Annotated in this window: 18 protein-coding genes; 1 reads left to right on the top strand and 17 read right to left on the bottom strand. The window is 73.0% G+C overall.

From position 1 onward, the window contains the following. Positions 1–11: 11 nt before the first annotated feature. From ACFYXS_RS02275 to ACFYXS_RS02215, 13 genes are all read right to left on the bottom strand, one after another. Positions 12–1,361, bottom strand: a complete 1,350-nt coding sequence (locus ACFYXS_RS02275; RefSeq protein ID WP_389242850.1) for a VWA domain-containing protein — start codon at positions 1,359–1,361, stop codon at positions 12–14. 76 nt (positions 1,362–1,437) lie between these two features. After that, a complete protein-coding gene (locus tag ACFYXS_RS02270) occupies positions 1,438–2,592 on the bottom strand; it encodes a PP2C family serine/threonine-protein phosphatase (protein WP_389242848.1) in 1,155 nt (384 codons plus the stop codon). Between the two features lie 4 nt (positions 2,593–2,596). Beyond that, a complete protein-coding gene (locus ACFYXS_RS02265; RefSeq protein ID WP_389242846.1) occupies positions 2,597–5,293 on the bottom strand; it encodes a tetratricopeptide repeat protein in 2,697 nt (898 codons plus the stop codon). Next, complete coding sequence (locus tag ACFYXS_RS02260) at positions 5,290–6,576, bottom strand: hypothetical protein (RefSeq protein WP_389242844.1); 1,287 nt, start codon at positions 6,574–6,576, stop codon at positions 5,290–5,292. The genes ACFYXS_RS02265 and ACFYXS_RS02260 overlap by 4 nt, the downstream gene beginning before the upstream one ends. A gap of 96 nt (positions 6,577–6,672) precedes the next feature. Beyond that, the gene (locus tag ACFYXS_RS02255) at positions 6,673–7,695 is read right to left on the bottom strand and encodes a glutamate ABC transporter substrate-binding protein (protein WP_389242842.1); all 1,023 of its coding nucleotides are present in this window, start codon (positions 7,693–7,695) and stop codon (positions 6,673–6,675) included. 20 nt (positions 7,696–7,715) lie between these two features. Next, positions 7,716–9,137 (bottom strand): hypothetical protein, encoded by a 1,422-nt coding sequence (locus ACFYXS_RS02250; RefSeq protein ID WP_389242840.1) that lies wholly within the window; start codon positions 9,135–9,137, stop codon positions 7,716–7,718. Between the two features lie 222 nt (positions 9,138–9,359). Then, the gene (locus ACFYXS_RS02245; RefSeq protein WP_389242838.1) at positions 9,360–10,376 is read right to left on the bottom strand and encodes an N-acetylglucosamine kinase; all 1,017 of its coding nucleotides are present in this window, start codon (positions 10,374–10,376) and stop codon (positions 9,360–9,362) included. Beyond that, positions 10,367–11,629: a 6-phospho-beta-glucosidase gene (locus ACFYXS_RS02240; RefSeq protein WP_389242836.1), complete on the bottom strand. Its 1,263-nt coding sequence runs from the start codon at positions 11,627–11,629 to the stop codon at positions 10,367–10,369. Before ACFYXS_RS02240 ends, ACFYXS_RS02245 begins: the two co-directional genes overlap by 10 nt. Then, complete coding sequence (locus ACFYXS_RS02235; RefSeq protein WP_389242834.1) at positions 11,626–12,525, bottom strand: carbohydrate ABC transporter permease; 900 nt, start codon at positions 12,523–12,525, stop codon at positions 11,626–11,628. The genes ACFYXS_RS02240 and ACFYXS_RS02235 overlap by 4 nt, the downstream gene beginning before the upstream one ends. A 5-nt stretch (positions 12,526–12,530) precedes the next feature. Then, positions 12,531–13,481, bottom strand: coding sequence for a carbohydrate ABC transporter permease (locus tag ACFYXS_RS02230; protein WP_389242832.1), 951 nt, complete (start codon positions 13,479–13,481; stop codon positions 12,531–12,533). Beyond that, entirely contained in the window at positions 13,481–14,818 is a 1,338-nt protein-coding gene (locus tag ACFYXS_RS02225) for an ABC transporter substrate-binding protein (protein WP_389242830.1), read from the bottom strand. The genes ACFYXS_RS02230 and ACFYXS_RS02225 overlap by 1 nt, the downstream gene beginning before the upstream one ends. 125 nt (positions 14,819–14,943) lie before the next feature. Beyond that, the gene (locus ACFYXS_RS02220) at positions 14,944–16,218 is read right to left on the bottom strand and encodes an ROK family protein (protein ID WP_389242828.1); all 1,275 of its coding nucleotides are present in this window, start codon (positions 16,216–16,218) and stop codon (positions 14,944–14,946) included. Between the two features lie 276 nt (positions 16,219–16,494). Continuing rightward, entirely contained in the window at positions 16,495–17,532 is a 1,038-nt protein-coding gene (locus tag ACFYXS_RS02215) for a mechanosensitive ion channel family protein (protein ID WP_389242826.1), read from the bottom strand. Between the two features lie 232 nt (positions 17,533–17,764). Between ACFYXS_RS02215 and ACFYXS_RS02210 the strand changes: the two genes are divergently transcribed. Next, positions 17,765–18,301 (top strand): HNH endonuclease, encoded by a 537-nt coding sequence (locus tag ACFYXS_RS02210; RefSeq protein WP_389242824.1) that lies wholly within the window; start codon positions 17,765–17,767, stop codon positions 18,299–18,301. Between the two features lie 101 nt (positions 18,302–18,402). Here the strand turns inward: ACFYXS_RS02210 and ACFYXS_RS02205 are convergent, their stop codons facing one another. The 4 genes from ACFYXS_RS02205 to ACFYXS_RS02190 form a co-directional block, all read right to left on the bottom strand. After that, a complete protein-coding gene (locus ACFYXS_RS02205) occupies positions 18,403–19,791 on the bottom strand; it encodes an FtsX-like permease family protein (RefSeq protein ID WP_389242822.1) in 1,389 nt (462 codons plus the stop codon). Next, positions 19,788–20,474 (bottom strand): ABC transporter ATP-binding protein, encoded by a 687-nt coding sequence (locus tag ACFYXS_RS02200; RefSeq protein ID WP_389242820.1) that lies wholly within the window; start codon positions 20,472–20,474, stop codon positions 19,788–19,790. The genes ACFYXS_RS02205 and ACFYXS_RS02200 overlap by 4 nt, the downstream gene beginning before the upstream one ends. After that, positions 20,471–21,010 (bottom strand): helix-turn-helix transcriptional regulator, encoded by a 540-nt coding sequence (locus tag ACFYXS_RS02195; protein ID WP_389242818.1) that lies wholly within the window; start codon positions 21,008–21,010, stop codon positions 20,471–20,473. Before ACFYXS_RS02195 ends, ACFYXS_RS02200 begins: the two co-directional genes overlap by 4 nt. A 104-nt stretch (positions 21,011–21,114) precedes the next feature. After that, the gene (locus ACFYXS_RS02190) at positions 21,115–24,540 is read right to left on the bottom strand and encodes a beta-N-acetylglucosaminidase domain-containing protein (RefSeq protein ID WP_389242816.1); all 3,426 of its coding nucleotides are present in this window, start codon (positions 24,538–24,540) and stop codon (positions 21,115–21,117) included. Between the last annotated feature and the right edge of the window lie 136 nt (positions 24,541–24,676).

Genomic DNA, 24,676 nt, shown 5'->3' with positions numbered 1-24,676 from the left:
ACCCCACCACGCTACTTCTTGACGCGGACAGTCTTCGTCGAACGCGTCTCCAAGGTCATCTCGTCGGCGTCCGCGACCCTGGCCTTCAGCCGCACAGTACCCGTCACCGCGTCGACCACGTCCACCACCTTGGCGAGCAGCTTGGCGGTGTCCTCGTTGCCCGAGGCGCTGGCCAGCTGCACCGCGCGGCCCAGCTTGGCGGTCGCGGAGTCGAAGTCGCCCTGCTTGCGGGCCTCCAGGCCCTGCTGGATGACCTGGGCCAGCTCCGCCTGGCCGGTGTAGTGGGCGACCTGCGGGTTGATCCGCGTCGAGGCCACCATGTCGTCGGTCCACACCGCCCGCACCAGGCCCTGCCCGAGCACCTGCGGTGTGCCGTCCGGCTGCGGCTGGACGAGCGAGATCCGGGCCGCCAGCATCTCCTGGCCCACTCCGGCCGTCGGCACGACCACGTTGACGTGGTAGTCGCGGGACTCGTCGCCCCAGGAGCCGGTCGGGTAGTCGCCGGCCCGGGGGCCGGCCTCGGCGCGCCGGGCGGTGAGGTCCTCGACGGTGGGGGCCACCTGCTTGACGTACTGGATCTCCGCGCCCTGCGGGGTCCACACGCGCAGGACCACGTCCGCGACCTCCTTGCCCATGGCCGCCTCCATCATCTGCCGGAAGTCCGCCTCCAGGCCGGAGGGGTCGGCGACGATGTCGACGGTGCCGAGCAGCGCCGAGGCGATGCCGGTCAGCTCCTTGACCTCCCAGTCGGTGCCGACACCGCGCGCGTCGCAGGTGAAGCGGCCCGCGCAGGCGTCGAGGGCGGCGCGCAGGTCCTCCGGCTTCTCGTGCTCGTTGCGGCCGTCGGTCAGCAGGATGCCGTGCCGTATCGACACGTCCGCGGTGGACAGCAGCCGGTCGGCCAGCCGCAGCCAGGTGCCGATCGCGGTGCCGCCGCCCGCGCTGAGCCGGCGCAGCGCCTGCTTGGCCTGGTGACGGGTGGTGGGATCGGCCACGGCCAGGCCGCCGTCGGCCGGGTAGACCTCCTTGGCCTGGTGGGTGCCAGCCACCACCGCGAAGGCGACCCCGTCCCGGATGGTGTCGATGGCCGCGGCCGTCGCGTCGCGGGCGCTGCGCATCTTGGTCGGCGGGTAGTCCATCGAGCCCGAGCAGTCCACCATGATCACCACGGCCGCTCCGGGACGGGTGCCCGGCAGGTCGGCGGGGGCCTGGCTGGCCAGCGGCAGCCCACCCGAGGTGCCACCGCCCGTCGAGGTCACGGTGACGATCGCGTTGACCTCGCGGCCGCCTTCCGGGAGGAACTCGTTCTGGTAGATGTCGACGGAGAACTGCGGCACGTTGGACTTGGAGAAGTTGGCCATCGGGTGCGCTCCTAGCGCTTGTCAACCAAGAAGCAGGATCAACGAGTTGAGGAGTGATGGAGAGGAGGATCGGAGGTCAGGCCACCGGGAAGGGCAGCACAGCCACGGTGATGTTGTCGTGTCCTCCGCCGTCGATGGCGACGCCGACGAGAGTGCGGGCGCAGTGCAGCGGCCGGGCGCGGGCGTCACCGGGCATCACCGAGGCGAGCTCGGCGGCCGACTCCGCGTAGTTCCACAGTCCGTCGGTGCACACCACCACTACACCCGGTCCGTCCGGCTCGAAGGAAGCGGTGTGCGGGTCCAGTTCGACCGCGTCCGCGCCGAGCCAGCCGGTGATGGCGTGGGCCCGTTCGTCCGCGTAGGCCTCGGCCTGCGTCATCAGGCCGAGCGAGACCATGCGCTCGGCCCAGGAGTCGTCCTCGGTCAGCCGGGCGGCGGGGACCGAGCGGTCGTCGGGGATCCAGTAGGCGCGGCTGTCGCCGATCCAGCCGACGGTGAAGGTCTTGCCGGAGGTGACCGCGCTGACGCAGGTGCAGGCAGGCGCGTTGTGGTGCCGCCGGCTCTCCTCCTCGGGCGTCTCGGCGGCCAGGTCGGCGACGGCCTGCGCGGCCACCAGCAGGGCCTCGCGCATCGCCTCCTCGGGCCGCACGCCGCGCGACAGCGAGGGCACCAGCGCCTTCACCGCCGCTTCCGCCGCGGTCTCCGAGGCGTCGTCGGGACGGTACGCGGAGGAGACGCCGTCGCACACCACGGCGACGACCGACGGGGTGCCGTCCGGCAGCGTGGTCGTCGACAGCGCGAAGGCGTCCTCGTTGCGGTGGTGCCGCAGACCCCGGTCGGTGACCGCGGCCACCCCGCCGAGCTCCACTTCCTGGTGGTCGCGCGGGCGCGGCTGGGCGTGGCCGCAGTGCTCGCAGTAACCGTCGGCGTCGATGGTGCCCACCTCACAGGCCACGCAGTGCGATCGGGGAGCCGGCTCGGCGCCGGGCTGCTCGATCCGGGGGTCGGCGATCCGGGCCTGGGTCAGCCCCGACGTGCCGAGCCCGAAGGCGAGCGTGTCGGACTCCCCGGCCGGCGGGGCGAGTTCGTACGCCTCCGGCTCCGCGGGCGGCGCGAGCGTGTAGCCCTCCGGCCGCCGGGGGGCGGCCAGATCGGCGCCGCAGGCGTCGCAGAACTTGTCGGAGGGCTCCAGAGGCTCGGCGCACTCCGGGCAAACGGTCGTCTGGGGCATGGCGTTACACCCACGTCCGGGGGCGGAAGCGGTTGGCCCGCTCCACCAGTTCGATCCTTGTCCGGCCCTGCTCGGCGAGGCGGGCCAGCACCCGGTAGGACTGCTCCAGGCCGAAGCGCAGGCCGCGTTCGTCGAGGTCCCGGCCCAGCAGCGCCGGCGCGGCGGCCACGGCGGCGGCCCCGGCCGGCGCGCCGCCCTGCTGTCCGGCGAGCACCCAGTCCAGGGCCGTGCCCAGCACCTCCGTGGACAACTGCTCGCGCAGCCGGGTGTCGAGGCCCAGCCGCTGCAGGTCCTCGACCTGCTGCGCGGCGGCCCGCAGGTCGCCGAGCAGCGCCTCCTGCGGTGGGCGGTCGCGCAACCGCGCCCGTACCGCGGCCACCCGCGCCGCGGTGTAGTGGATGGACGCCTCGGGCACCGACTCCAGCGCCGCGACGGCCCCCGCGCGGTCACCGGCGGCCAGTTGGACCCGGGCGAGGCCGAAGGCGGCGCTGACGTAGCTGTGGTCCGTGCTCCACACCAGGCGGTAGTACTCGGCGGCGTTGTCCAGCTGTCCCAGCACCTCGGCACAGATGCCGAGCGCCAGCTTCGGCGCCGGCTCGCCGGGGAAGGCGTCGTAGACCGCGTCGAAGGCGAGGGCGGCGGTCTCGTGGTCGCCGGTGGCGAGCGCGGCCAGGCCGCGGTGCCACACCACCCGCCAGTCGTCGCCGTGTTCGTCCTGGAGCGCGGCCAGCGCCTCGGCGGCCGAGCGCGCGTCCGCGGTGTCGAGCCAGGCGCGCACCAGGCGCAGCCGCAGCTCCGTGGACTCCGTGGGCGCCGCCTGCAGGGCCGCCACCAGCTCCGCGGGCGCGGCGGCCGCCATGCCCGCGAGGAAACCGGCGTTGGGGTCGGCCGAGTCGACGTGCGGCACCGGCAGCGCCAGGGCGGCGGCCCGTACGTCGAGCCGTGTGACCGTCGGACCGGCATGGCCGGCAGGCCCGCCAGGACCGGTCAGGGGTGCCGGGGCGGACCCGGTGCGCTGTGCCGGGACGGCGTACGGAGCGCCCGCCACCGTCGGGCTGTAGGTGCCGTTCGCCGGTGGCAGGGCGGGCATCGGGGGAGCAGCGGCCAGTGCGGGGGCGGCCGCGGGGGCACCGCCGTTCGCCCTGCCGCCCGCCCGGCCCTTCGTCCGGCCGCCGCCGAGCGAGGAGGCGTCGCCGTCCGAGGGCGCCAGCAACTCGGTGTCCACCACGCGCAGCTCGGGCCCGAACAGCGTCGACAGCGCGGGCCGCGGCGTCCCGGTGCCCATGGCGACGACCTCGCGCAGCACACCCAGCAGCTGGTCGCCCATCTCCTCCGCCGAGGCGAAGCGGCGCCCCGGGTCGGGGTCGGTGGCCCGCACCAGCAGCCGGTAGAAGGACTCGTAGCGCGAGAAGACCTCGATGTTGCCGGGGTCGGGCAGGCTGTCGACGAAGACGTTCGTGTAGCCCTGGAAGTCGAAGGTGAGCACCGCCAGGGTGCGCGCGACCGTGTAGAGGTCGGAAGCGACGGACGGGCCGACCTCCGGCACCTCGGGTGCCTGGTAGCCGACGGTGCCGTAGATCGCGCTGTCGTTGTCGTCCATGCGGCGCACCGCGCCCATGTCGATGAGTTCGAGCCGGTCCTCGGTCTGGATGGCGTTGTCGACCTTGAAGTCGCAGTAGAGCAGATTGCGGCTGTGCAGGTGGCCGAGCGCGTCCAGCGCCTCTATGGCGTAGGCGATCGCCTGGTCGACGGGCAGCGGTTCGCGCCTGCCGTCGGCGGAGCGGCGCTCGTTGGCGATCTCCTTGAGCGACTTGCCGCCGACGTACTCCATCACGATGTAGCCGTCGAGGCTGCCCGTGCGAGGGTCGAGGTGTTCGACGAAGTTGTAGATCCGCACGATGTTGGGGTGCTCGATCTCGGCCAGGAAGCGCCGTTCGGAGACCGCCGCCGCCAGCGCGTCCTCGTCGCCGGTGTCCAGCAGGCCCTTGAGCACCACCCAGCGGTCGCTGACCGCCCGGTCCACCGCCAGGTAGATCCAGCCCAGTCCGCCGTGGGCGAGGCAGCCCACCACCTCGTACTGGCCGTGCACCACGTCGCCCGCCTGGAGCTTGGGCGTGAACGAGTACGGGTGCCCGCACTTGGTGCAGAAGCCGTCCGTGCGCCCGGGGCGGTCGCCGCGGCTGCGCCCGACCGGCGCACCGCAGTCGCCCTTGCTGCAGAACCGCTTCCTTTCGGGCACCTGCGGGTCCTGCAGGACCGACGCGGCGGGGTCGGGCCGCGGGATCGGCGGAACGGCCACCAGCCCCGCGCCGAGCTTGCTGCGGGTCGGGCCGCTGGTGCCGGAGCGCGAACTGCGCACCGACACCGGGGTGCCGCCGACGGTGCTGCCGCTGAGAGAGCGGGACAGCCGTCCGGACACCGAGCGGCGGGAGGAGCGGGAGGTGCCCGTCGAGCGGGCGGAACGCGAGGAGGGGGCGGACCCCGACGAGGCGGCCGATGCCGATCCGGACGCCGGTCCCGATCCGGTTCCCGTGCTCGTGCCGGACGCGGTGCCGGATCCTGCACCCGAGGCGCTTGCCGGGCCCTTGCCGGCTCCGCCGCCCCCCGCCGTCACCGGCGCGAGGCCGCAGGTGTCACAGAACAGCTCTCCGCCGCCGACGTCTTCGATCGTCCCGTCGCAGCCCGGACGCTGGCACTTCATCGCCCATCCCCCTTGTGATCGGCAGGTCCCGCCTGCCCCGGTACCAGCATGTCGGACACCGCACGCTGATAGCGCAGCACCGCGCTCTCGGCGGCGCGCAGATCGCACGGCGCACTCCACAGAAGACGCCGCGCGTGGTCGTACCGCTCCATCAGCAGCGGATCCTCCGCCAAACCGTGACGTGCCACCTTCGCCCGGTAGGCGTCCAGCCGTCCGCGCAGCTCCGCGCGGACCGCCAAGGGCGCGGTGACCGCGGTCAGCGACTCGCGGGCGCGCAGCAACTCGTCGTCGGCGCGCTGCTCCAGACCGTCCAGCAGCGGGGACAGCCGGTGCCACTGCCCGGTCCTGCGGAACTCCACGGCGGCGGTCAACTGGTCGTGCAGGGCGACCGGCGCGCCGCTCACCGCGGGGACCTCCGACGCGGCGATCTTGGAGAGCACCTCCACGCGGGCGCTGCGCGCCTCGGTGAGCGTCCGGTCGGCGCGCGACAGCACGTCCCGCAGCCGCATCATCCGGTGGTCGGCGTCGTCCCGTACGTGCAGGACGGCCTCGACCTCGCGGCGTATGTCCTCCAGGGCGCGGCCCGCCCGGTCGTAGCGCCCGGTGTCGGGGCGCCCGGCGGTCCAGAACAGCAGCGGGTCGGAGACGACCTGGCCGCGCAGCGCCGCCAGTGACGTCAGCAGTTCCTGCAGGTCGTCACCGGAGGGGTGGGTGCCCGGGCGCACCCCGACCGACTCGGCGAGCGAACGGACCCGCTGGGCCTCGGCGGCCAGCAGGTCGATGCGCGCCGGCAGCGCCGACCACACCGCGTCGACGGCCGAGACGACGTCCAGCACCTGCGCGTACCGGTCGTTCATCCGCGCCAGCAGCTGTTCCAGGCTGAGCCGTTCGCTCAGCCTGGCGGGTCCGGTCAGACCGCGGGCGGCCTCCGGGACCGCGCCGCCGGAGACCGTGATGCCGGAACCGCGCAGCAGTTCCGTCAGGTCCCGCAACTCGCTCTGGGTGGGCCAGCGGCGCCGCGAACGCAGTGCGCGGGCACTGGTGAGTGCGTCGGTGTACGCGTCGAAGTGCGCCCACAGCAAGGACAGGGCCTGCTCGGCGGCGGCCCAGCGCTCCTTGGTGGCGCCGGTGAGCGCCGCCCCCTCCAGCAGCCTGCGGCCGGAGTGGTCCTGGAGCGCGAGCAGGGACGACTCGATCGCCTCCCGCTCGTCACCGAGCCGCGCCAGGGCACGGTCGACGTCCTCGCGGCTCATCGCCGGTCCGGATGGTCCCGCGAGCGCCATCGCACCTACTTCCTTCTCCGCCGGTCCCCGTGTCTGCGTCAGCTGTCGGCCAGTTCCCCGTCGGTCGTGGGACGCCCGCGCGGGCGCCAGTCTGCTTCAGTCCCGGTACAGCGGTTCCGGCGGGCCCTCGATGCCGGGGAGATCCGCTTCCAGCCAGGTACGGTACGCCTGCATCCACCGGCTGTCCGGGCCGCCACTGCGGTAGTCCTCCAGCACTTTGTTGACCCGGCGCACCAGGTCGGTGTCCTTCTCGTTCATGGCCACGCCGTAGTACTCCGTCGTGACGGGCTTCCCCACCAGGCGCACCGCCGGGTCCTGGGCGGCCTGCCCCGCGGCGAGCGCGTTGTCGGTGAACACGGCGTCGGCCTCGCCCAGTTGCAGCTTCACCAGACAGTCCAGCTGGTTGGGGACGAGGACGATCCGCGGCCGCAGCCGGTCCTTCTCCTCCTCCAGTTTCGCCTCGCCGGTGGTCCCCTGGGCGGTGCAGATCCGCTTGCCGGTGATGGATCCGTCGAAGCCCTTGATGCCGGAGCCCTGCCGGGGGACGAGCAGTTGCTGCCCCGCCTCGAAGTAGGCCGTGGAGAAGGCGATGTGCTTCTCCTTGATCCGCTCGCAGGTGATGCTGACCGTGCGCACCAGCACGTCCACGTCGCCGTTGTTGACGGCCTCGAAGCGCTTGGCGGTCGGCACCGTCTTGTACACGATCGCGTCGTCGTCCCCGAGGATGTCCTCGGCGATCGCCTTGGCCAGGTCGATGTCGAAGCCGATGATCTTGCGGCTGACCGGGTCGCGGTAACTCCAGCGGTAGCCGTTCTGGTCGACGCCGACGACGAGCTTGCCGCGCTCCTTGATCCGTTCGACGGCCGGCCCGCTCTCCCCGGACGGCCGCAGGCTCGCCTCCGGGTGGCCGCCGCAGTCGTCGTCGGCGGCCTGCTGCCCGGCCTGCTCCGCGTCGGCGGGCGTCGCCGAGTGCGTGGTGGTCGCCGCCCGCTCCGCCTCCGCCCGCTCGGTCGCCCTGAAGTGCAGCGGCAACGCCGTGCCGGCCACCGCCAGCACGCACAGCCCGGCCATCGCGGCCACGCCTCCCCAGCCCCGCATGCCCTGCCCCCCGCGTGTCATCCGCGGCCTCCCTCCGCCGCTCATCGGTACTCCGACAACCGGCGCCCGATGCCGAGCACCGCACCCGCCGCACCGAGCACCGCCAGGAGCGCGGCGCCGGCACCCAGTCCGTTCAGCGCGCCACGGCCGTCCTCGGCGGCCTGCTCGAACTCGTCCTGCTCGTGGGCGACGGCCTTGGCCAGGCTGCTGTCGACCCCGTCGAAACAGACGCCCGTGTACTCCTTCGCCTGCTCGCCGTTCTCGTAACTCCCGCCGATCGTCTGGGCCACCGCGTCCAGATAGCTGCCGGCGTCGTCCTTCGCGCGGGCCTGGAGGTTCAGGCTCCACCAGGCCTTGGCGTCCTTCATCGCGGTGGTGATGCTGTCGCGGCTCTCGGTGTCGTCCGCCAGTTGCAGCGCCCGGGCGAGCAGGCCGGTCTTCCCGTCGGCCTTGGTGCCGGCCATGTCCTGGATCTGCTGGAGGTAGGCGGTGTTGTACGCGTCACCGCTGCCACGGGCCACCAGTGTCAGGTTCTCGTTGCTGCGGGCCTGCAGGGACTCGATCCGCGCCTCGTTGAGGACCTGCAGCGACCGGGCCCCGTGCGCGTACGAGTCGTCCAGCCGGGCGCGTGCCGTTCCGTGCCCGGCCACCAGCCACAGCAGCACGGCGACGGTGGCGGCGGTCCCCGCCAACAGGCCGACGTTGAACACCCGGTGGGTGCGCCGGTACGAGCGCCGCTGCGCCCAGAGCAGGGCCACCAGCGCGACTCCGCCCAGCGCCCAGGCGCCCCACGGCAGTGCCTGGGCGTCGTCGTAGTCACGGCCGAGCCGGGCCGTCTCGATCGTCCACAGTTCCTTGGCGTCGGGCAGGATCTGCTCGTTCATCAGGTCGTTGGCGCGGCGCAGATACGCCCCGCCGACGGGGAAGCCCTGCCGGTTGTTGGAACGGGCCCGCTCGATCAGGCCGGTGTACTCCGAGAGCCGCTGGTTGAGCCGCTCCAGCCGGTCGCGCGAACCGGGCGAACCCTCCGAGCTCGCCGCCGCCTGCGTGATGCTCCGCGAGGCGACGTCGATGTCCTTGTCGTAGCGCTCGGTGACGCCCGCGGGCTCCACGCCGCCGGCGAGGAAGCCGTCGGAGGCGGTGGCGCCGGCGTCGGCCAGGGACCGGTAGATGTCCGCCGCGCGCGCACTGAGCGGCTCGCTGTGGTGGATCACGTCGTCGGCCGCGGTCGCGCGCTCGGTGATCTGCCAGGCCGTCACCGCCCCGAACGCCACGACCAGCACCACGAGCAGGGCTCCGATCACCCGCAGCCGGCCCGGCTCGGTGGTCGCGGCCGTGCGCCACGCGCGCAACTGGTGGACCCACGCCCACGACCGCGCGTCCCCGGGCGCGCCGGAGTCGTGCCCCGGCGCATCGCCCGGCACCCTCACGGTCGGCGGCTCCGTGTTCGTCGGCGTCCGCATCCGCCAGCCCTCCCCCCGACTCGATCCCCGCGCACGCGCGCCGAGCCCATGACCAGCAGTATGGCCGCCGGCGCCGACATCCACCCGTGAATTGGGTGGATCTTGCCGCCGGTTCCGCCCGTTCCGCCCCGGTCGATGCCCCCCGTCCGGCCCGTTCGCGCGTTCCCTCTCGCAGCTCACCACGCACGCGGGTGCGTGTTCGGTTCCCGGCGTGCGCGTGGGCTACGGCACCGGCGCCACCGGCTCGTAGTGCGCCCGCAGCCGGGCCTGCGCCTCGGCGCCGGCCCCGGACCGGTCCAGGCCGAGCAGCGCCGCACCGAGGACGGGCGGGGCGGCGACGACCCGCGGGACGGCCCGCGGGGCGCGGGCGGCCAGCAGGGCGGTCACCGAGTCCATCAGCAGCGGGTGACGGGCCGCCAGGACACCGCCGCCGAGCACCACATCGGCCTCCTCGTCCAGCAGGCCGAGCCGGTCCAGCGCGACCGCGGCCATGACCACGATCTCCTCCGCCTGACGTTCCACGATGGCCCGGGCAACCGAATCGCCCGATTCCGCGGTTTTGAAGAGTACAGGGGTCAATTCGTGCTTACGGGAGAAATCAATGCGTCCCAAGTGCAGTGCTTCTATCAGCGCGTACATCGAGGTCAGCCCGAAGTGCGCGGGCAGCGCGGCCGCCAGCGCGGTGGGGCCGCCGCGCCCGTCCTCGGCGCGCGCCGCCCACCACAGCGCCTCGTCGGCAAGGCCCGATCCGCCGCCCCAGTCACCGGAGAGGTGGCCGATGGCGGGGAAGCGGGCCGTGCGGCCGTCGGGCAGCATGCCCGCGCAGTTGATGCCGGCGCCGCAGACGACGGCGACGCCGCGCGGCTCGTCCACACCCGCGCGCAGCAGCGCGAAGGTGTCATTGGCGACACGGGTGGTGACACCCCACCCCCGGGCGTGCACGGCGCGTTCGAGCTGCTGCTCCTCCACGGGCAGGTCGGCGTTGGCCAGGCAGGCCGAGACATGCCCCACCAGCGGCTCACCTGGGCGCACGGCGGTGCCGGCCGCGTCGGCCGCCCGCTCGACGATACGGGCGACCACCTCGACCGCCGCCTCCACACCGGTGATCTGCGGCTGGAAGCCGCCGCCGCGGGCGGTGCCGAGCACCGACCCGTCGGCGGCGACGAGGGCGACATCGGTTTTGCTGTTGCCCGCGTCGATCGCGAGGACCCCCCCGTCGAGGGGATGGTTCAGATCCACGCGAGGTGCTCCCGGTTGTGCGCGATCAGACGGTCGGTCAGGGCATCGGCGTACTCGTGCTGACCGATCAGGGGGTGGGACAGCAGCGCCTTGAAGACGCGGTCCCGGCCGCCGTGCACGGCGGCCGTCAGGGCCAGGTCCTCATAGGCGGTGACGTTCGCGATCAGGCCGCTGTAGAGCGGGTCCAGCGGCGCGACGGGCAGCGGGTGCGTCCCGCTCGCGTCGACGGTGGCGGGCACCTCGATGACGGCGTCGTCGGGGAGGAAGGGCAGGGTGCCGTTGTTGAGGGTGTTGACGACCTGGACGTCGCCGGTGTCCCGCAGCAGCGAGGAGGCCAGGGCCACGGCGGCCTCGGAGTAGTACGCGCCGCCGCGACGGGAGAGCAGCTCCGGCTTCTCGTCGAGGCTCTCGTCCCCGTACATCTCCAGCAGTTCGGCCTCGATCGCGGCCACCTCGGCGGCCCGGGACGGCTTCGACCGCAGTTCCCGCACGACCTCGTCGTGCGCGTAGAAGTAGCGCAGGTAGTAGGAGGGCACGACGCCGAGCCGGTCCAGCAGGGTCCTGGGCAGGTGCAGGTCGTCGGCGATGGCGTCGCCGTGCGCGGCGAGCAGCTTGGGCAGCACGTCCTCGCCGCCGGGGCCGCCGATCCGCACCCCGCGTTCCCAGGTGAGGTGGTTCAGGCCCACGTGGTCCAGGTGGACCTGGTCGGGGGTCACCCCCAGGAAGGAGGCGAACTTCCGCTGGAAGCCGATCGCCACGTTGCACAGGCCGACGGCCTTGTGCCCGGCCTGCAGCAGGGCCCGGGTCACGATGCCGACCGGGTTGGTGAAGTCGATGATCCAGGCATCGGGCGCGGCCCTGCGGACCCGCTCCGCGATGTCCAGCACCACCGGAACGGTGCGCAGGGCCTTGGCCAGCCCGCCGGCGCCGGTGGTCTCCTGGCCGACGCAGCCGCACTCCAGCGGCCAGGTCTCATCCTGCGCGCGGGCGGCCTGTCCGCCCACCCGCAGCTGCAGCAGCACGGCGTCGGCACCCGCCACGCCCGCGTCCAGATCGGAGGTGGTGGTGACGATCCCGGGGTGGTCCTGCTTGGCGAAGATCCGCCGGGCGAGGCCGCCGACCAGCCGCAGCCGGTCCTCGGCAGGGTCGACGAGGACCAGCTCCTCGATCGGCAGGGTCTCGCGCAACCGCGCGAACCCGTCGATGAGTTCGGGGGTGTACGTGGACCCGCCGCCCACGACAGCCAGCTTCATCCCTTGACTCCCGTCAATGTCACGCCCTCGATGAAGGCTTTTTGCGCGAAGAAGAAGACGACGATCACCGGTGCCATGACCAGCACGGTGGCGGCCATCGTCAGGTTCCAGTTCGTGTGGTGGGCGCCCTTGAAGGACTCCAGGCCGTAACTCAGGGTCCAGGCCGCCGGGTTCTCGCTCGCGTAGATCTGCGGCCCGAAGTAGTCGTTCCAGCAGTAGAAGAACTGGAACAGGGCCACGGCGGCGATGGCGGGCTTCGCCATGGGCAGGACGACGCGCAGCATCGTGCGCAGCTCGCCGCAACCGTCGACCCGCGCCGCGTCCGTGTACTCCTTGGGGATGGTGAGCAGGAATTGCCGCAGCAGGAAGATGGTGAACGCGTCACCGAAGGCCATCGGGATGATCAGCGGCCACAGGGTGCCCGACAGGTGCAGCTGCTTGGCCCAGAAGAGATACATGGGGACGATGACGACCTGCGGGGGCAGCATCATCGTGGAGATCACCAGCATCATCGACAGATTCCGCCCGCGGAAGCGGAACTTGGCGAGCGCGTAGGCGACCGGGGTGCTGGAGACGACCGTCAGTACGGTGCCGAGGCCGGCGTACAGCAGGGTGTTGCGCCACCAGGTGAGGAAGCCCGGGGTGTCCCAGACGGTGCCGAAGTTGCCCCATTCCCAGGCCCTGGGCCACAGGTCGCGGGTCAGGGCCTGGTTGTCGCTCATCACCGCGGTGAGGAAGACGAAGACGAACGGGAGGACGAAGAAGAGGGCGGCGGCGATGCCGAGGGCGTGCACCGCGATCCAGTGCAGCGCCGCCCGGCGGGTCGCGGCCCGCCGGGACCGGTCCGGCAGGCCGGTCGTCGGGGTGGTGGGCGGGGCGAGAGTCGCGTGGGTCATCGGGATCAGTCCTCCGCCGACAGGAAGCCGCTGCCGCGGCGCATCAGGAGTGCGGTGAAGACCATGGCGAGTGCGAACAGCACCAGAGCGATCACGCAGGCCGCGCCGGTGTCGAAGCGCTGGAAGCCGAGGTTGTAGACCAGCTGCGGCAGCGTCAGCGTGGACTTCTCCGGATATCCGGGCTCGAACTGCTGGCCGGAGCCGCCGATGATGCCGCTGGCGACCTTTCCGGCGACCAGGGGCTGTGTGTAGTACTGCATGGTCTGGATGACCCCGGTCACCACGGCGAACATCACGATGGGCGAGATGTTCGGCAGGGTGACGTAGCGGAACCGGGACCAGGCGCCGGCGCCGTCCAGCTCCGCGGCCTCGTACTGCTCCTTGGGGACGTCGAGCAGTGCGGCCATGAAGATCACCATCAGGTCGCCGATGCCCCACAGGGCCAGCAGCGTCAGGGCCGGTTTGGACCAGGTCGGGTCGTTGAACCAACCGGGCTGCGGCAGGCCGATGCTGCCCAGCAGGTGGTTTACCGGCCCGGTGCCGGGGTTGAGGAGGAAGGCGAAGGCCATCGTCGCGGCGACCGGCGGGGCCAGGTAGGGCAGGTAGAAGGCGGTCCTGAAGAGCCCGGCACCCGTCTTGATCTTGGTGATGAGCAGGCCGATGCCCAGGCCGAAGACGACCCGCAGGCTGACCATGACCACGACCAGCCACAGGGTGTTGCGCAGCGCGGGCCAGAAGAAGGGGTAGTCGTTGAAGACGTACGACCAGTTCTTGAGGCCGTTCCAGGTCGGGGCGGTGAAGCCGTCGTACTTCATGAAGGAGAAGTAGACGGTCGAGATCAGCGGGTAGGCGAAGAAGACGCTGAAGCCGATCAGCCACGGGGAGAGGAAGGCGAGGTTGCGAAGCGCCTCGCGGCGGCGCTTCGCCCTCAGCAGGGGGTGGACGCTCGCACTCATCACTGGGCCTGCGCGATGTCCTTGTCGACCTGCGTGTCGACGCCCTTGAGGCCGGCGGTCAGGTCGGACTGCTTACCGGACTCGTAGGCGTAGCCGAAGTCCTGCAGCGTGAGCTGGTAGGTGCCGCCGTTGAGGCTGGCGGGGGTGGTGGTGCTGTTGGGGTTCTGCGCGATGTCCACGAAGGTGCGGAAGAGCGGATCGGCGTCCAGGTTCGGCGACTTCAGCGCGGCGAGCGTGGAGGGCACGTTGTGGATGGCGTTGGCGAAGTTGACGACCGCGTCGGTGTCGGTGGCCATGTACTTCACCAGTTCCCAGGCGGCGTTCTTCTTGGCGCTGGTGTTGGCGATGCCGATGATCGTCCCCGACAGGTAGCCCTTGCCGTAGGTGTCGGCCTGGTCGTCCGGCACGGGGAAGGGGGCGACGCCGATGTCGAACTTCGCGCCGGACTCCTTGGCCATGCCGGCCCGCCACTCGCCGTCCATCGCCATGGCCACCTGGCCGGTGTGGAAGGGGTTCTTGGCGCCCCACTCGTCACCGAAGGTGGACCGGTACTTCTCCAGCTTCCCGAAGCCGCCGAGCGCCTTCACCATGTCCTGCTGCCAGGCGAACATGGCCGCGAATCCGGGGTCCTTGGCGACGCTGGACTTGCCGTCGGCGTCGAAGTACTTCGCGCCCCACTGGGCGGCCAGGTGCGTGGTGGTCGACTCGTAGCCGTGGAAGTTGGGCATGAAGCCGAGCTGGGAGTAGGAGTCGCCCTTGGACCTGGTGAGCTTGACGGCGTCGGCCTTGAACTCCGACAGCGTCTTGGGCGGGGCGGCGATTCCGGCGGCCTTGAAGGCGTCCTTGTTGTAGTACAGGCCGTAGGCGTCGCCGAGCAGCGGCAGCGTGCAGCGCTTCCCCTCGAACTGGGTGTACTCCAGCATCGGCTTGGGGAAGGTCGTCGCCGCGTCGATGCCGGACTTCTTCAGGAAGGGGTCGAGGTCGGCGAAGGCGTTGGACGAGCAGAACTTGCCGACGTTGTCGGTGGTGAAGGAGGAGACCACGTCCGGGGCGTTCGGGCCGCCGGCCCGCAGCGCCTGGTTGATCTTGTCGTCGGTGATGTTGCCCTGCACCTTGACGTGGATGTGGGGGTGCGCCTTTTCGAACGCCGTGACGTTGGCGCTGATCGCCTTCACCTCGCTCGGCGCGGACCAGCCGTGCCAGAAGGTGATGGTGACGTCCTTGTTGGGGTCGTCGCTCGCCGTGTTGTTGCTGGAGCCCGTACACGCGCTCGTCAGCAGGGATATCGCGGCGGCGGCGGCGATGGCGGCCGCGGCCTTCTTGGTGGAACCGGACACTTCGCTTCCTCCGGGGACTTCGGGGGCGGTTCGAGGGTGTGCGATGCCTGCGGAGGGGCCCGCCGGGTGGTGCCGGTGACGGGTGACCCCCGCTGCGTGTGCGGGTGGTGGGCGGGCGGTTCGGTTCAGCGGGAGGTGTCGAACACCTCGTCGCGGGTGGTGGCGAGGGCGCTCTGCAGTGCCCCGCTCAGAACGGGGTGTTCCGGCACGGCGCCGAGCACCAGCCGGGGCCGGGGCACGGCCAGTTCGGCCAGTTCCGCCTGGACCAGTGCGCGCAGGGGTTCCCCGCCGGCGGCGATCACTCCGCCGGCCAGGACGATCAGTTCGGGGTCGAGTACGGTCACCAGTGAGGCGAGGCCGATGGCGAGCCCGGTCGCGAAGCGCCGCAGCAGTTCCGCCTGCGGGCCGCCGCCGTCTTCTGTGCCGCCGCCGTCGCCGCTGGGGTCGCCGTTCCCGGTGACCGCGGCCGCCGAGGACAGCAGCGCCGAGGCCGCTCCGGCCTGGGTACCGCGGGGGACGGTCAGCCCCAGCTCGCGGGCGATCCGCAACACGGCGTTGCAGCCCGCGAGTTCCTGGAAGCCGCCGGCGTTGGCCTTGGCCACGTGCCGGACCAGGGGCGTGCCGGGCACCGGCATGAAGCCCACCTCGCCCGCGCCGCCGGTCCGGCCGCGGTGCAGCCGGCCGCCGATGACGACGGCGGCGCCGATGCCCTCCTCGTTCCACAGCAGGACGAAGTCGTCGTGGCCGTGGGCCGCGCCGAGCCGCTGCTCGGCGACGGCGGCGAGGTTCACGTCGTTGTCGTACTCCAGGGGCACGGGCAGGGCCGCGGCCAGTTCCTCCAGCAGGGTGGGGGAGTGCCAGCCGGGGAGATGGCTGGCGTAGCGGAGCCGCCCGGTGCTCGGGTCGAAGGCGCCCGGGGTGCCGACGACGATCCGGTGCAGGTCGGTCAGGTGCAGGCCGGCGGCCTTCACCGCGCCGTCGACCGCCTGCGCCACCTGCTCGACGGCGCCGTGGGAGCGCCGGCTGCGCCCCGGGGTCGGCAGTTCGAACTCGCCGGTGACGGTGCCGGTGATGTCGGCGACCGCGGCACGGATGTGCTCGGTGGTCACGTCGAGCCCGGCGACGTACGCGGCGGCGGGGTTGACCGAGTACAGCTGGGCGTTGGGGCCCGGCCGGCCGGCGGTGGTGCCGGTGGCGACCACCAGCCCGGCGGACTCCAGCCGGGCCAGCAGCTGTGAGGCGGTCGGTTTCGACAGGCCGGTGAGCTTGCCGATCCGGGTGCGGGACAGGGTGCCGTGTTCGAGGAGCAGGTCGAGGGCGGCGCGGTCGTTCATGGCGCGCAGGACGCGCGGCGTGCCGGGCGTGCCGGGGGTGCCGGGGGCTCCGGGGGTACCGGCCACAGTCTCGTCCTTCCTCGTGTCGACGGCTCGTGCGCCGCACGCTACGGCACGGGCGGACGGGCTGGATGGGGTTCGTGTTCGGGCTGTGACGCGTTGGTAGTTAGTAAACTTTCCTGTTGGTGAAAGGCAAGGTAGGCGCCCGGCGCCGGGAGCGTCAAGGGTGGATCAGGGACGGCGTCAAAGTGTTATCAGGGGCGCCAAGGCGTGAAAAGGGGGCGCCGGGCAACTGCCCGGCGCCCCCTTGCGATCCGGGGCGCGTGCGCCCGGTCCGTCAGGTCACTTCGTGGTGCTGGTCGGCAGCGGCTGCGCCGCGAGTGCCTGCGGCGACACGGGGTTGGCCAGCGCCGACGGTGCGGCGATGCCGGCCGTGGGGTCGACCCCGGCCTCGTCGTCCGTCGCCGCCGGGAGGCCGCCGACGATCGCGATCCCGGCCTCGTCGAAGGTCCGCTTGATCCGCCAGCGCAGCTCGCGCGCGGCCGACAGCGCCTTGCCGGGCATTGTCCTGGCCTGCGCCTGCAGCACCATCGAGTACGCGGTCACCGACTCCAGCCCCAGCACCTCGACCGGCTCCCAGAGCACCTCGTCCCAGGGCTGGGTCTTGGCCATTTCCTCGGCCGCCTGCAGGATCAGGGCCCGCGCCCGGTCCAGGTCCTCGTGGTAGCCGATCCGCACGTCCACCGTCGCCGTCGCCCAGCCCTGGCTGAGGTTGCCGATGCGCTTGACCTCGCCGTTGCGGATGTACCAGATCTCGCCGTTGTCGCCGCGCAGCTTCGTCACCCGCAGCCCGACCTCGATCACCGTGCCGCTGGCCACGCCCGCATCGATGACGTCGCCCACGCCGTACTGGTCCTCCAGGATCATGAAGACCCCGGAGAGGAAGTCCGTCACCAGGTTGCGCGCGCCGAAACCGATGGCGACACCGGCCACACCGGCACTGGCCAGCAGCGGGGCCAGATTGATCTGGAGCACCGACAGCACGGTCAGCGCGGCCGTTCCCATGATCACGAACGAGGCCACGCTGCGCAGCACCGAGCCGATCGCCTCGCTGCGCTGCCGCCGACGTTCGGCGTTGACCAGCAGCCCGCTCAGCGCGCCGGACGCGGCGGCCTCGGCGCCGCGGTTCATCCGCTCGATCACCTTGGTCAGCATCCGCCGCACGATCACCCGCAGTACCAGCGCGATGACCAGGATCAGCACGATCCGCAGACCCGCGCCGAGCCAGTCCGCCCAGTTCTGACCGATGTAATCGGCCGCGCCGTCGGCGGATTTCTGGGCGTCGTCAATGGTCGAGGCGGTGGCGAGCGGTGTGGACACAGGCGGGAACCTCCGGGTTGGGCAGGCTTCCCACACTAACGGGGTAAACGATGTGTCTCGTTGCCTCGTTCGAGAGCGACGTGCGCTGATTCAGGGCATGTAAAGGGGTGTGGTCGAAAACACCCTCGGTCCGTTACCCGGTCATGGTGGCGCCGCGGCCAGGCTTCCGGAGAGACTGTGGGCAGATCGTCCCGGCGCGAGCCACGCGCCGCCGGCGTAAAAGGAGGCACCCGTGCCGCATGTCCTGGTCCTCAATGCGTCGTACGAGCCGCTCGGCGTCGTACCGCTCCGCCGCGCACTGATCCTCGTGCTGAACAAGAAGGCCGTGTGCCTCGAGGAATCCGGCGCTTATATGCACAGCGCGACCTGTTCCGTCCCCGCACCCAGTGTTGTCAAGCTCACCAAATTCGTCCGAGTCCCCTTTCGCGGCCCCGTGCCCCTGACCCGGCGGGCGCTCTTCGCCCGGGACGGCGGCCGGTGCGCGTACTGCGGAGGCGTCGCAACCAGCGTCGACCACGTGATCCCGCGCAGCCGTGGAGGCCAGCACACGTGGGAGAACGTGGTCGCTGCCTGCCGCCGGTGCAACCATCTCAAGGCCGACCGGCATGTCGCCGAGCTCGGCTGGCGCATGCGCCATCAGCCCGCCCCGCCGTCCGGCCTCGCCTGGCGGATCATCGGGACGGGGCATAGGGACCCGCGCTGGCTGCCATACCTGCAGCCATTCGGCGCGGACGACGCCCTGGCCCGGATCGACGGCATATCCGCCTGAGACCGGGCCTTTGTGTTGCCCGACGCGGGCCCATGAGCCCCGGGCCGCCCTCGCGGCGGTCCCGGGCCCGTGGGCCCGCGTCGGTGCGTCGGCGCGTCGTCCTACTCCTGCCGCAGCTGCGCGGGGTGCGCGGTGCGGCGCAGCAGCGGCAGTGAGGTGGCGGTGGCCAGCAGGGCCGCGGCCAGCATGCCGACCGTGATCAGGACCGGCTCCAGGAGCGGCAGGGACTGCCCCAAGCCGACGGCGAACGGGGCCGCGACCGCCAGCCCGCACAGCCCGCCCAGCAGGACCGCCGGGGTGAGGGGCAGGGCGGTCTCCAGCAGCAGGGCCCGTCCCAGCACCCCTCGGGGGCTCCCGGCCGCAGCCAGCGCGGCCAGGGTCCGGCGGCGGGTCGTCACGGAATCGACGACCCCCACGACGAGCCCGCTGACCGTGACCGCCACCCCCATCAGCAGCGCCAGCCCGGCGAGGTCGTAGCCGCCGATGTAGAACGTGACGTCACCGGCCGGGTAGTTCCGGTCGACGGTCAGCGCCCGGACCGTCATCGTGCGCATGGCCACCCACCCGGATCCCACCAGCGCGGCGAGCATGACCGCCGTGTGGGCACGCGCCGACGCCCAGGGGTCGGCCCGCAGCCGTTCCCCGGCGATCAGCAGGGCGGGACGGCCGGAGCGGGCGGCCAGCCGTCCGGTGAACATCGCCAGCGCGGCGGTGCTCCGGAGCAGGCCGAGGACGACGAGGGCGAGGACGGCCACCGACATCAACGCCGACGACGTGCCGTCCTGGCCCGCGGAGAGCGTCACCCATCCCAGCCCTGCGCCGGCGAGCAGCGCCGACGGGCCCAGCAGCAGCCGGACCGTCCCCGAAGCACGGGGCCGGCGCCCGTACCCGGCCGTGGCCGGCGGATCGGCACGCGCCCGTCGCAGCGCGGCCCACGCTCCGAGCGTGGCCAGCAGCGGTACCCCGATCACGACGGTGACGGCCGCCGCCCACGGCACCGGCACGTCGGTGGGCCAGGTGCGCTGCCCACGCCCGTTCCAGGAGGCCTCCGCGACCGCCCGCAGCGCCATGAACGCGGCCAGGCCCAGCACCGCTCCCGCCGCGCCGACGGTGCCCGTTTCCAGCGCGGAGATCCGCCGGACCTGACCGGGAGTGGCACCGGCAAGGCGGAGCGCGGCGAGCCGGCGCTCTCGGCGCGCGGCGCCGATGCGGGTGCACTGCCACACGAGGGCGAGCACCGGGACGACCAGGAGCAGGAACGCGGTGATCACACCCGGCCGCAGGCCGGACTCGTTGAGCAGGTCATTGGTGTAGTGAGGCACCCCGCCCCCGAACCGGGTGCCGATCACCGCGACGACCGTGGCCGCCAGCGCGAAGACCGTGCCCAGCGCCGTGGCCGCCGCCGTGAGGCCGAGGCGCCACCACTCGCCGCGCGGGGAGCCGCGCAGCAGCGACCAGGCCAGCCGGGCGTCGGCGCGCAGCGCGGTCACCGGAGCACCTGCGCGGGCTCGTCCTCCACGGCGCCGTCGCGGACGGTGACCTCGCGGTCGGCGTAGGCGGCGACCTGGGCGTCGTGGGTGACGAGCAGTACGGCGGTGCCGGCCTCGCGGGCGGCCTGCACGAGGGCGGTCATGACCTGCTCGCCTGCGAGGGAGTCCAGGGCGCCGGTCGGCTCGTCGGCGAAGACGGCCCGGGGGGCGGTGACCATGGCGCGGGCCAGGGCGACGCGCTGGCCCTGGCCGCCGGACAGCTCGCCGGGGCGCAGGGCGGCCCGGTCGCCGACGCCGAAGCGCTCCAGCCACTCCCGGGCGCGGGCGTGGGCGGCCGTGCGGGAGGTGCCGGCCAGCAGCAGCGGCAGCGCCACGTTGTCGAGCGCGGTCAGTTCGCCGACCAGCTGCCCGAACTGGAAGACGATGCCGAAGTCGGTGCGCCGCAGCGTCGTGCGGCGGGTCTCGCCCGCCTGGTCGAGGCGCTCGTCGCCGTACCGCACCTCGCCCTCGTCCGGCCGGACGATGCCCGACAGGCAGTGCAGCAGCGTGGACTTGCCGCTGCCGCTCGGGCCGCTGACGGCAAGGATCTCGCCGGGGTGCAGGCGCAGCGACGCACCGCGCAGGGCGTCGGTCGTGCCGTAGCGCTTGACCAGGCCGCGGGCCTCGATCAGGGGTGGGGTCATGCGGAGGTGACCTCCTCGGCCAGTCCGCCGAGGCGCTGCGCGGCGTTGTCCATCCAGCGCAGGTCGGCGTCGAGATGGGTGAGGGCGTAGTCGGCGGAGAGCACGGCGGACAGCGGGGCGCCGGGCGCGGTCTTGACGGCGGTGAGCTCGCGCATCCGGGCGAGGTGGGCGGCGCGCTGGGCGCGCAGGAAGTCCGCCGGGTCGCCGTGGCCGGAGGCGATGATCGCCGTGACCTTGGCGAAGATCTCGTTCGCCGCGGTGACGGGCGCGGGCGGTACGGGTTCGGCGAGCCAGTCGAGCAGCGTGCCGGTGCCCTGCTCGGTGAGCCGGTACGTGGTCCGCTCGGGCCCGCCCTCGCTCCCGGTGGCGTCGACCTCGGCGAGGCCGTCGCGGACCAGGCGCTGCAGCGTTGTGTAGACCTGCCCGTAGGCGAGCGGGCGGGCCTGCGGGAAGCGTTCGTCGTGCCGCCGCTTCAGGTCGTACCCGTGGCCGGGCCCCGTGGCGAGCAGTCCCAGCAGCGTGTTGCCGGTGCTCATCGGCGCCCACCCCCTGTTCACTGACTACATGTACTGAGTGAATAGTGGCAGGTGCCTGATCAGCAGAGCAAGCGGTTCCGCCGGAAGGTGCCGTGGAGGTGTGCTCAGCCCGTGACGGCGAAGGCCTGGAGCGAGTACAGCGAGTAGCCGTACTTCGTGCCGCGCTCCACGCCCTGCACGCGGAGGAAGCGCGTGTCGGCGGGTGCGTCCAGGCGCACCGACTCGGTGCCGCCGTGGCCGTCGTCGACGGTGGCGGCCGTGTGCCAGTTCTGCCCGTCGGCCGAGGTCAGGATGGTGTAGCGGGAGGCGTACGCGTCCTGCCAGCGCAGCGTCACCCGGCCGATCCAGGCCGGCCGCGGCAGCTCCGCCTGCACCCACGCGTCGTCCTGCGCGGGGGAGGACCAGCGGGTGGCGGGGTCGCCGTCGGTGAGCGCGGACGCGGGGAAGTCCCCGGTCTCGTCGCCGGAGGAGGTGGCGGTGGCGCCCTGCGCGAGGTCCGGTCCGCCGGTGCGCGGGTAGGCGTGCACGGTGACGGTCTGCCGGACCGTGCGGCCCTCGGCGCGGAACTCCAGCGGCACCTCGTAGACGCCCGGCACGCCGTCCTCGGGGAGCGACAGCTTCACCGGCACCACGACCCTGCCGCCGCGCGGCAGTTCTATGTCGCCGGGGGCCACCGCGCGCACTCCCGGCGGGGCCTTGGCCGTCAGCGTCACCCGCGCTGCCCCCGGGGAGGCGTCGGTCAGTTCGGCGGTGACCGTCGCGGGCGGGCCACCGGCCTCGACGTCGGCCTCGGTACGGTCCAGGGTCATCCGGGCGGCGGGCCCGTCCGCGTACCAGGGCACGATCTCGTGGACGACCGGTGCCCGCGTCCCTGGCGCCGGGGTGACCCGCACCGCGTCCACCCGCAGGCCGTTCGCGGGGAGTTCGGTCCAGCCGCTGCCCAGCTCGCCGAGCCGGCGCCAGCCCTGCCCGGGCACGCGGGCCTCGACGGCCCCGCCCGCGCCGCCCTCGGGGCCGGTCAGCACGGTCAGCGCCTCCAGGGGGCGGGCCGCGCCGTACTCCAGGGTCAGTCCGTCCGCCGGCACGCGGTACGCCGTGGTCGCGTCGCCGTCGGCGGCGGCCCCGGCCGCCGGGTCGCCCGCGGAGACCGCGGGTTCGTGGCCGTCCCCGGTGGTCACCGTGAACTCCCGCACGGTGACGGCGTTCTCCTGCGCGGCGGTGGCCCGCAGCCGTACGTAGCGGGCCCGGGTGCCCTGCGGCAGGGTCGCGGTGACGGTGCGTTCGCCGGTGACGTCGGTGACCGGCCGCCAGCCGGCGCCGTCGCCCGCGGAGTACTCCAGCACCGCCTGGTTCAGGTAGTCGTCCTGTTCCGGGCCGGGTTGCGCGGAGCCCATGACGATCCGCACCTCGCGGATCTCGCGGGCGCTGCCCAGGTCCACCCCGAAGGTGTCGCCCTGCTGCGGCGGGGCGTCGCTGGCCCAGGCGGTCGAGTCCTCGCCGTCGGTCATGAGGGACGGTTCGGTGGCACGCGCCGAGCCGAGGGTCGCGGTGGCGGTGCCGCTCTCGCTCCCGACCCCGGTCCAGGCGTCCGCCGTGGCCAGGGCCTTGGCCAGGAACGGGTTCAGTACCCCGTCGCCCACGGTCACCGGGCTCTGCGCGATCCGCCGCCGCGCCCGCTCCAGGGCGAGCCGGTCCTTCCACGCGCCGGTGCCGTCGCCCTCGCGCATTCCCAGCAGCATGTCCACCGCGTGCTCCCCGGCGGATCCGTAGCGCGCCAACTGGCTGAGCCAGGGCCGCACTTCGCTGCCGAAGGTACCTTCGGCCAGGCCGTCCAGCCGTTCCGGGGCGCCGCTCATCGTGGTGAAGGCGGCGCGGAGCCGGTCCGCCGCGCCGTGCAGCCGCTTGTCGCTCCCGTGCTCGTACGCGTCCAGGAACTCCTGCAGCAGCGGCCGCAGATACGCCGACTCGCTGTCGTCCAGCGCGGAGGAGGCCTCGTTGCCCGCGAGAGCGCGCAGCGCGCCGCGCGCGGCCGGGTCGGTGCCCGCCAGGTCGTCGACGGCGGCCCGCCAGGACGAGGCGCGGTCGTAGCCGTGCGGGTTCCAGGCGTAGTCCGCGGCCGTGAACAGCGCGATCCGGGACGCCGAGGGCTGCCGCATCGCGGTCGCCAGCAGTCCGGCCGTGGCGGCCGCGACGGCCGGCTCACGCCCGGTGTAGGGGCCGAGGAAGATGCGGTCGTCCGCCCAGTCGTTGACCGGGTAGTTGTCCATCGTCAGCAGCGCGTGGTGGAACACGTCCTGCGCGCCGGCGACCTGCGCGCCCGTGATCGTCTCCGGCACGACACCGACGCCGGTCCAGGCCACCTCGACGGAGCTGTCCAGCGTCCGTGCGAGTTCGTGGCGGAAGTCGGTGGCGCCGTCCTGGTAGTACTCCGTGGGCAGCAGCGAGAACGGTATGCCGCCCTCGCCCTGCCGGCCCTCCAGATGGCGGGCGACGGCGTTCGCGACCTCCGCCTGGGCGCGGGCGGCCGCGCGCGGGCCGTCGCCGTACCGGCGGCCGTCCGCCCGGCAGTGCCACTCGCTGTAGCTGACGTCCTGGAACTGGAGCTGGAAGCCGCGAACGCCCAGGGCCCACATCGCGTCGATCTTGCGCAGCAGCGCCCTGCGGTCCTCCTGCGAGGAGAAGCACAGCGCCTGGCCGGGCGTCACGGCCCAGATCAACGCGACGTGGTTGGCCCGGGCGCGCTCCGCCAGGGCGCGGAAGTCCGCCCGGCGCGCGGCGGGGTAGGGCTCGCGCCACAGTTCCTGGCGGTAGGGGTCGTCGCCGGGGGCGTAGAGGTAGCGGTTCTGCTTGGTGCGGCCCAGGAAGTCGATCTGCGACAGGCGCTGCTCACCCGTCCACGGCTCGCCGTAGAAGCTCTCGGAGATGCCGCGGGCACTCGCCACCGGCCAGTCGCGCACGACGACGCCGGGCAGGCCGCGCGGCGTCACGAGCTGACGCAGTGTCTGCGCCGCGTGGAACAGCCCGTCCTCGCCCGTGCCGGCCAGGGCCACGGTGCCGTGGCCGAGGACGTGTCCCACGGCCAGCCGGTAGCCCCCGGAGGGCAGGTCCCCCACGGGCGGGGCCCCCAGCGCGCGGAGCGCGGTGTCCGCGCCGGGGCCGTCGGCGTACACCGTCAGACCGCCCCGCGGGACGTCCGCGCTGTCGCGCAGGTCCCGCGCCCCGGCCTCGCGCAGGATCCGGCGGAGCACGTCCAGCGCGTAGGGGTCGGCGCCCGGGCCGGCGACCAGGGTGACGGTGTCCGGGACGGCGGTGAGGCCGCCCTGTTCACGCATCACCTGGGGCGTGGGGTGGACCGCGGGGAGCGCGGTGGAGCGGGCCGCCGCATCGGCGGTGGCCGCCGCGTCCGGCAGGGTGGCGGGGGCGGCGGGCGGCGCGGCCAGTGCGCCGGGCGACGCGCCCAGCATGCCGCCGACCACGGCGGCGACGATCGCGGCCGTTCTCGCTGCGGCGGTTCTCCTGCCCCGGGTCATGTTCGCGACAGCCCATCACCCGCCGGAAGCGCGTGTCAACGCATCCGGGGGCCCTTCTTCCCCTCCCGTCCCGGTGGTGCGCGGCCCCGTACCTCCGGTAGCCGCCGCCCATAGGGGGAACGGTCCGCCGGTCGAG

The organism is Streptomyces sp. NPDC002574 (genome assembly GCF_042889545.1).
In the GTDB taxonomy this organism is placed as follows: domain Bacteria; phylum Actinomycetota; class Actinomycetes; order Streptomycetales; family Streptomycetaceae; genus Actinacidiphila.
The sequence above is the reverse complement of the archived record's forward strand: the minus strand, read 5'-3'. Positions and strand labels throughout refer to the sequence as shown.

Bases quoted from the DNA above. Each gene is read 5' to 3' on its own strand.
- ACFYXS_RS02275 (WP_389242850.1), bottom strand. From the start codon at position 1,361: ATGGCCAACTTCTCCAAGTCCAACGTGCCGCAGTTCTCCGTCGACATC.
- ACFYXS_RS02250 (WP_389242840.1), bottom strand. From the start codon at position 9,137: ATGCGGACGCCGACGAACACGGAGCCGCCGACCGTGAGGGTGCCGGGC.
- ACFYXS_RS02240 (WP_389242836.1), bottom strand. From the start codon at position 11,629: ATGAAGCTGGCTGTCGTGGGCGGCGGGTCCACGTACACCCCCGAACTC.
- ACFYXS_RS02260 (WP_389242844.1), bottom strand. From the start codon at position 6,576: ATGGCGCTCGCGGGACCATCCGGACCGGCGATGAGCCGCGAGGACGTC.
- ACFYXS_RS02190 (WP_389242816.1), bottom strand. From the start codon at position 24,540: ATGACCCGGGGCAGGAGAACCGCCGCAGCGAGAACGGCCGCGATCGTC.
- ACFYXS_RS02200 (WP_389242820.1), bottom strand. From the start codon at position 20,474: ATGACCCCACCCCTGATCGAGGCCCGCGGCCTGGTCAAGCGCTACGGC.
- ACFYXS_RS02255 (WP_389242842.1), bottom strand. From the start codon at position 7,695: ATGACACGCGGGGGGCAGGGCATGCGGGGCTGGGGAGGCGTGGCCGCG.
- ACFYXS_RS02195 (WP_389242818.1), bottom strand. From the start codon at position 21,010: ATGAGCACCGGCAACACGCTGCTGGGACTGCTCGCCACGGGGCCCGGC.
- ACFYXS_RS02230 (WP_389242832.1), bottom strand. From the start codon at position 13,481: ATGAGTGCGAGCGTCCACCCCCTGCTGAGGGCGAAGCGCCGCCGCGAG.
- ACFYXS_RS02270 (WP_389242848.1), bottom strand. From the start codon at position 2,592: ATGCCCCAGACGACCGTTTGCCCGGAGTGCGCCGAGCCTCTGGAGCCC.
- ACFYXS_RS02235 (WP_389242834.1), bottom strand. From the start codon at position 12,525: ATGACCCACGCGACTCTCGCCCCGCCCACCACCCCGACGACCGGCCTG.
- ACFYXS_RS02265 (WP_389242846.1), bottom strand. From the start codon at position 5,293: ATGAAGTGCCAGCGTCCGGGCTGCGACGGGACGATCGAAGACGTCGGC.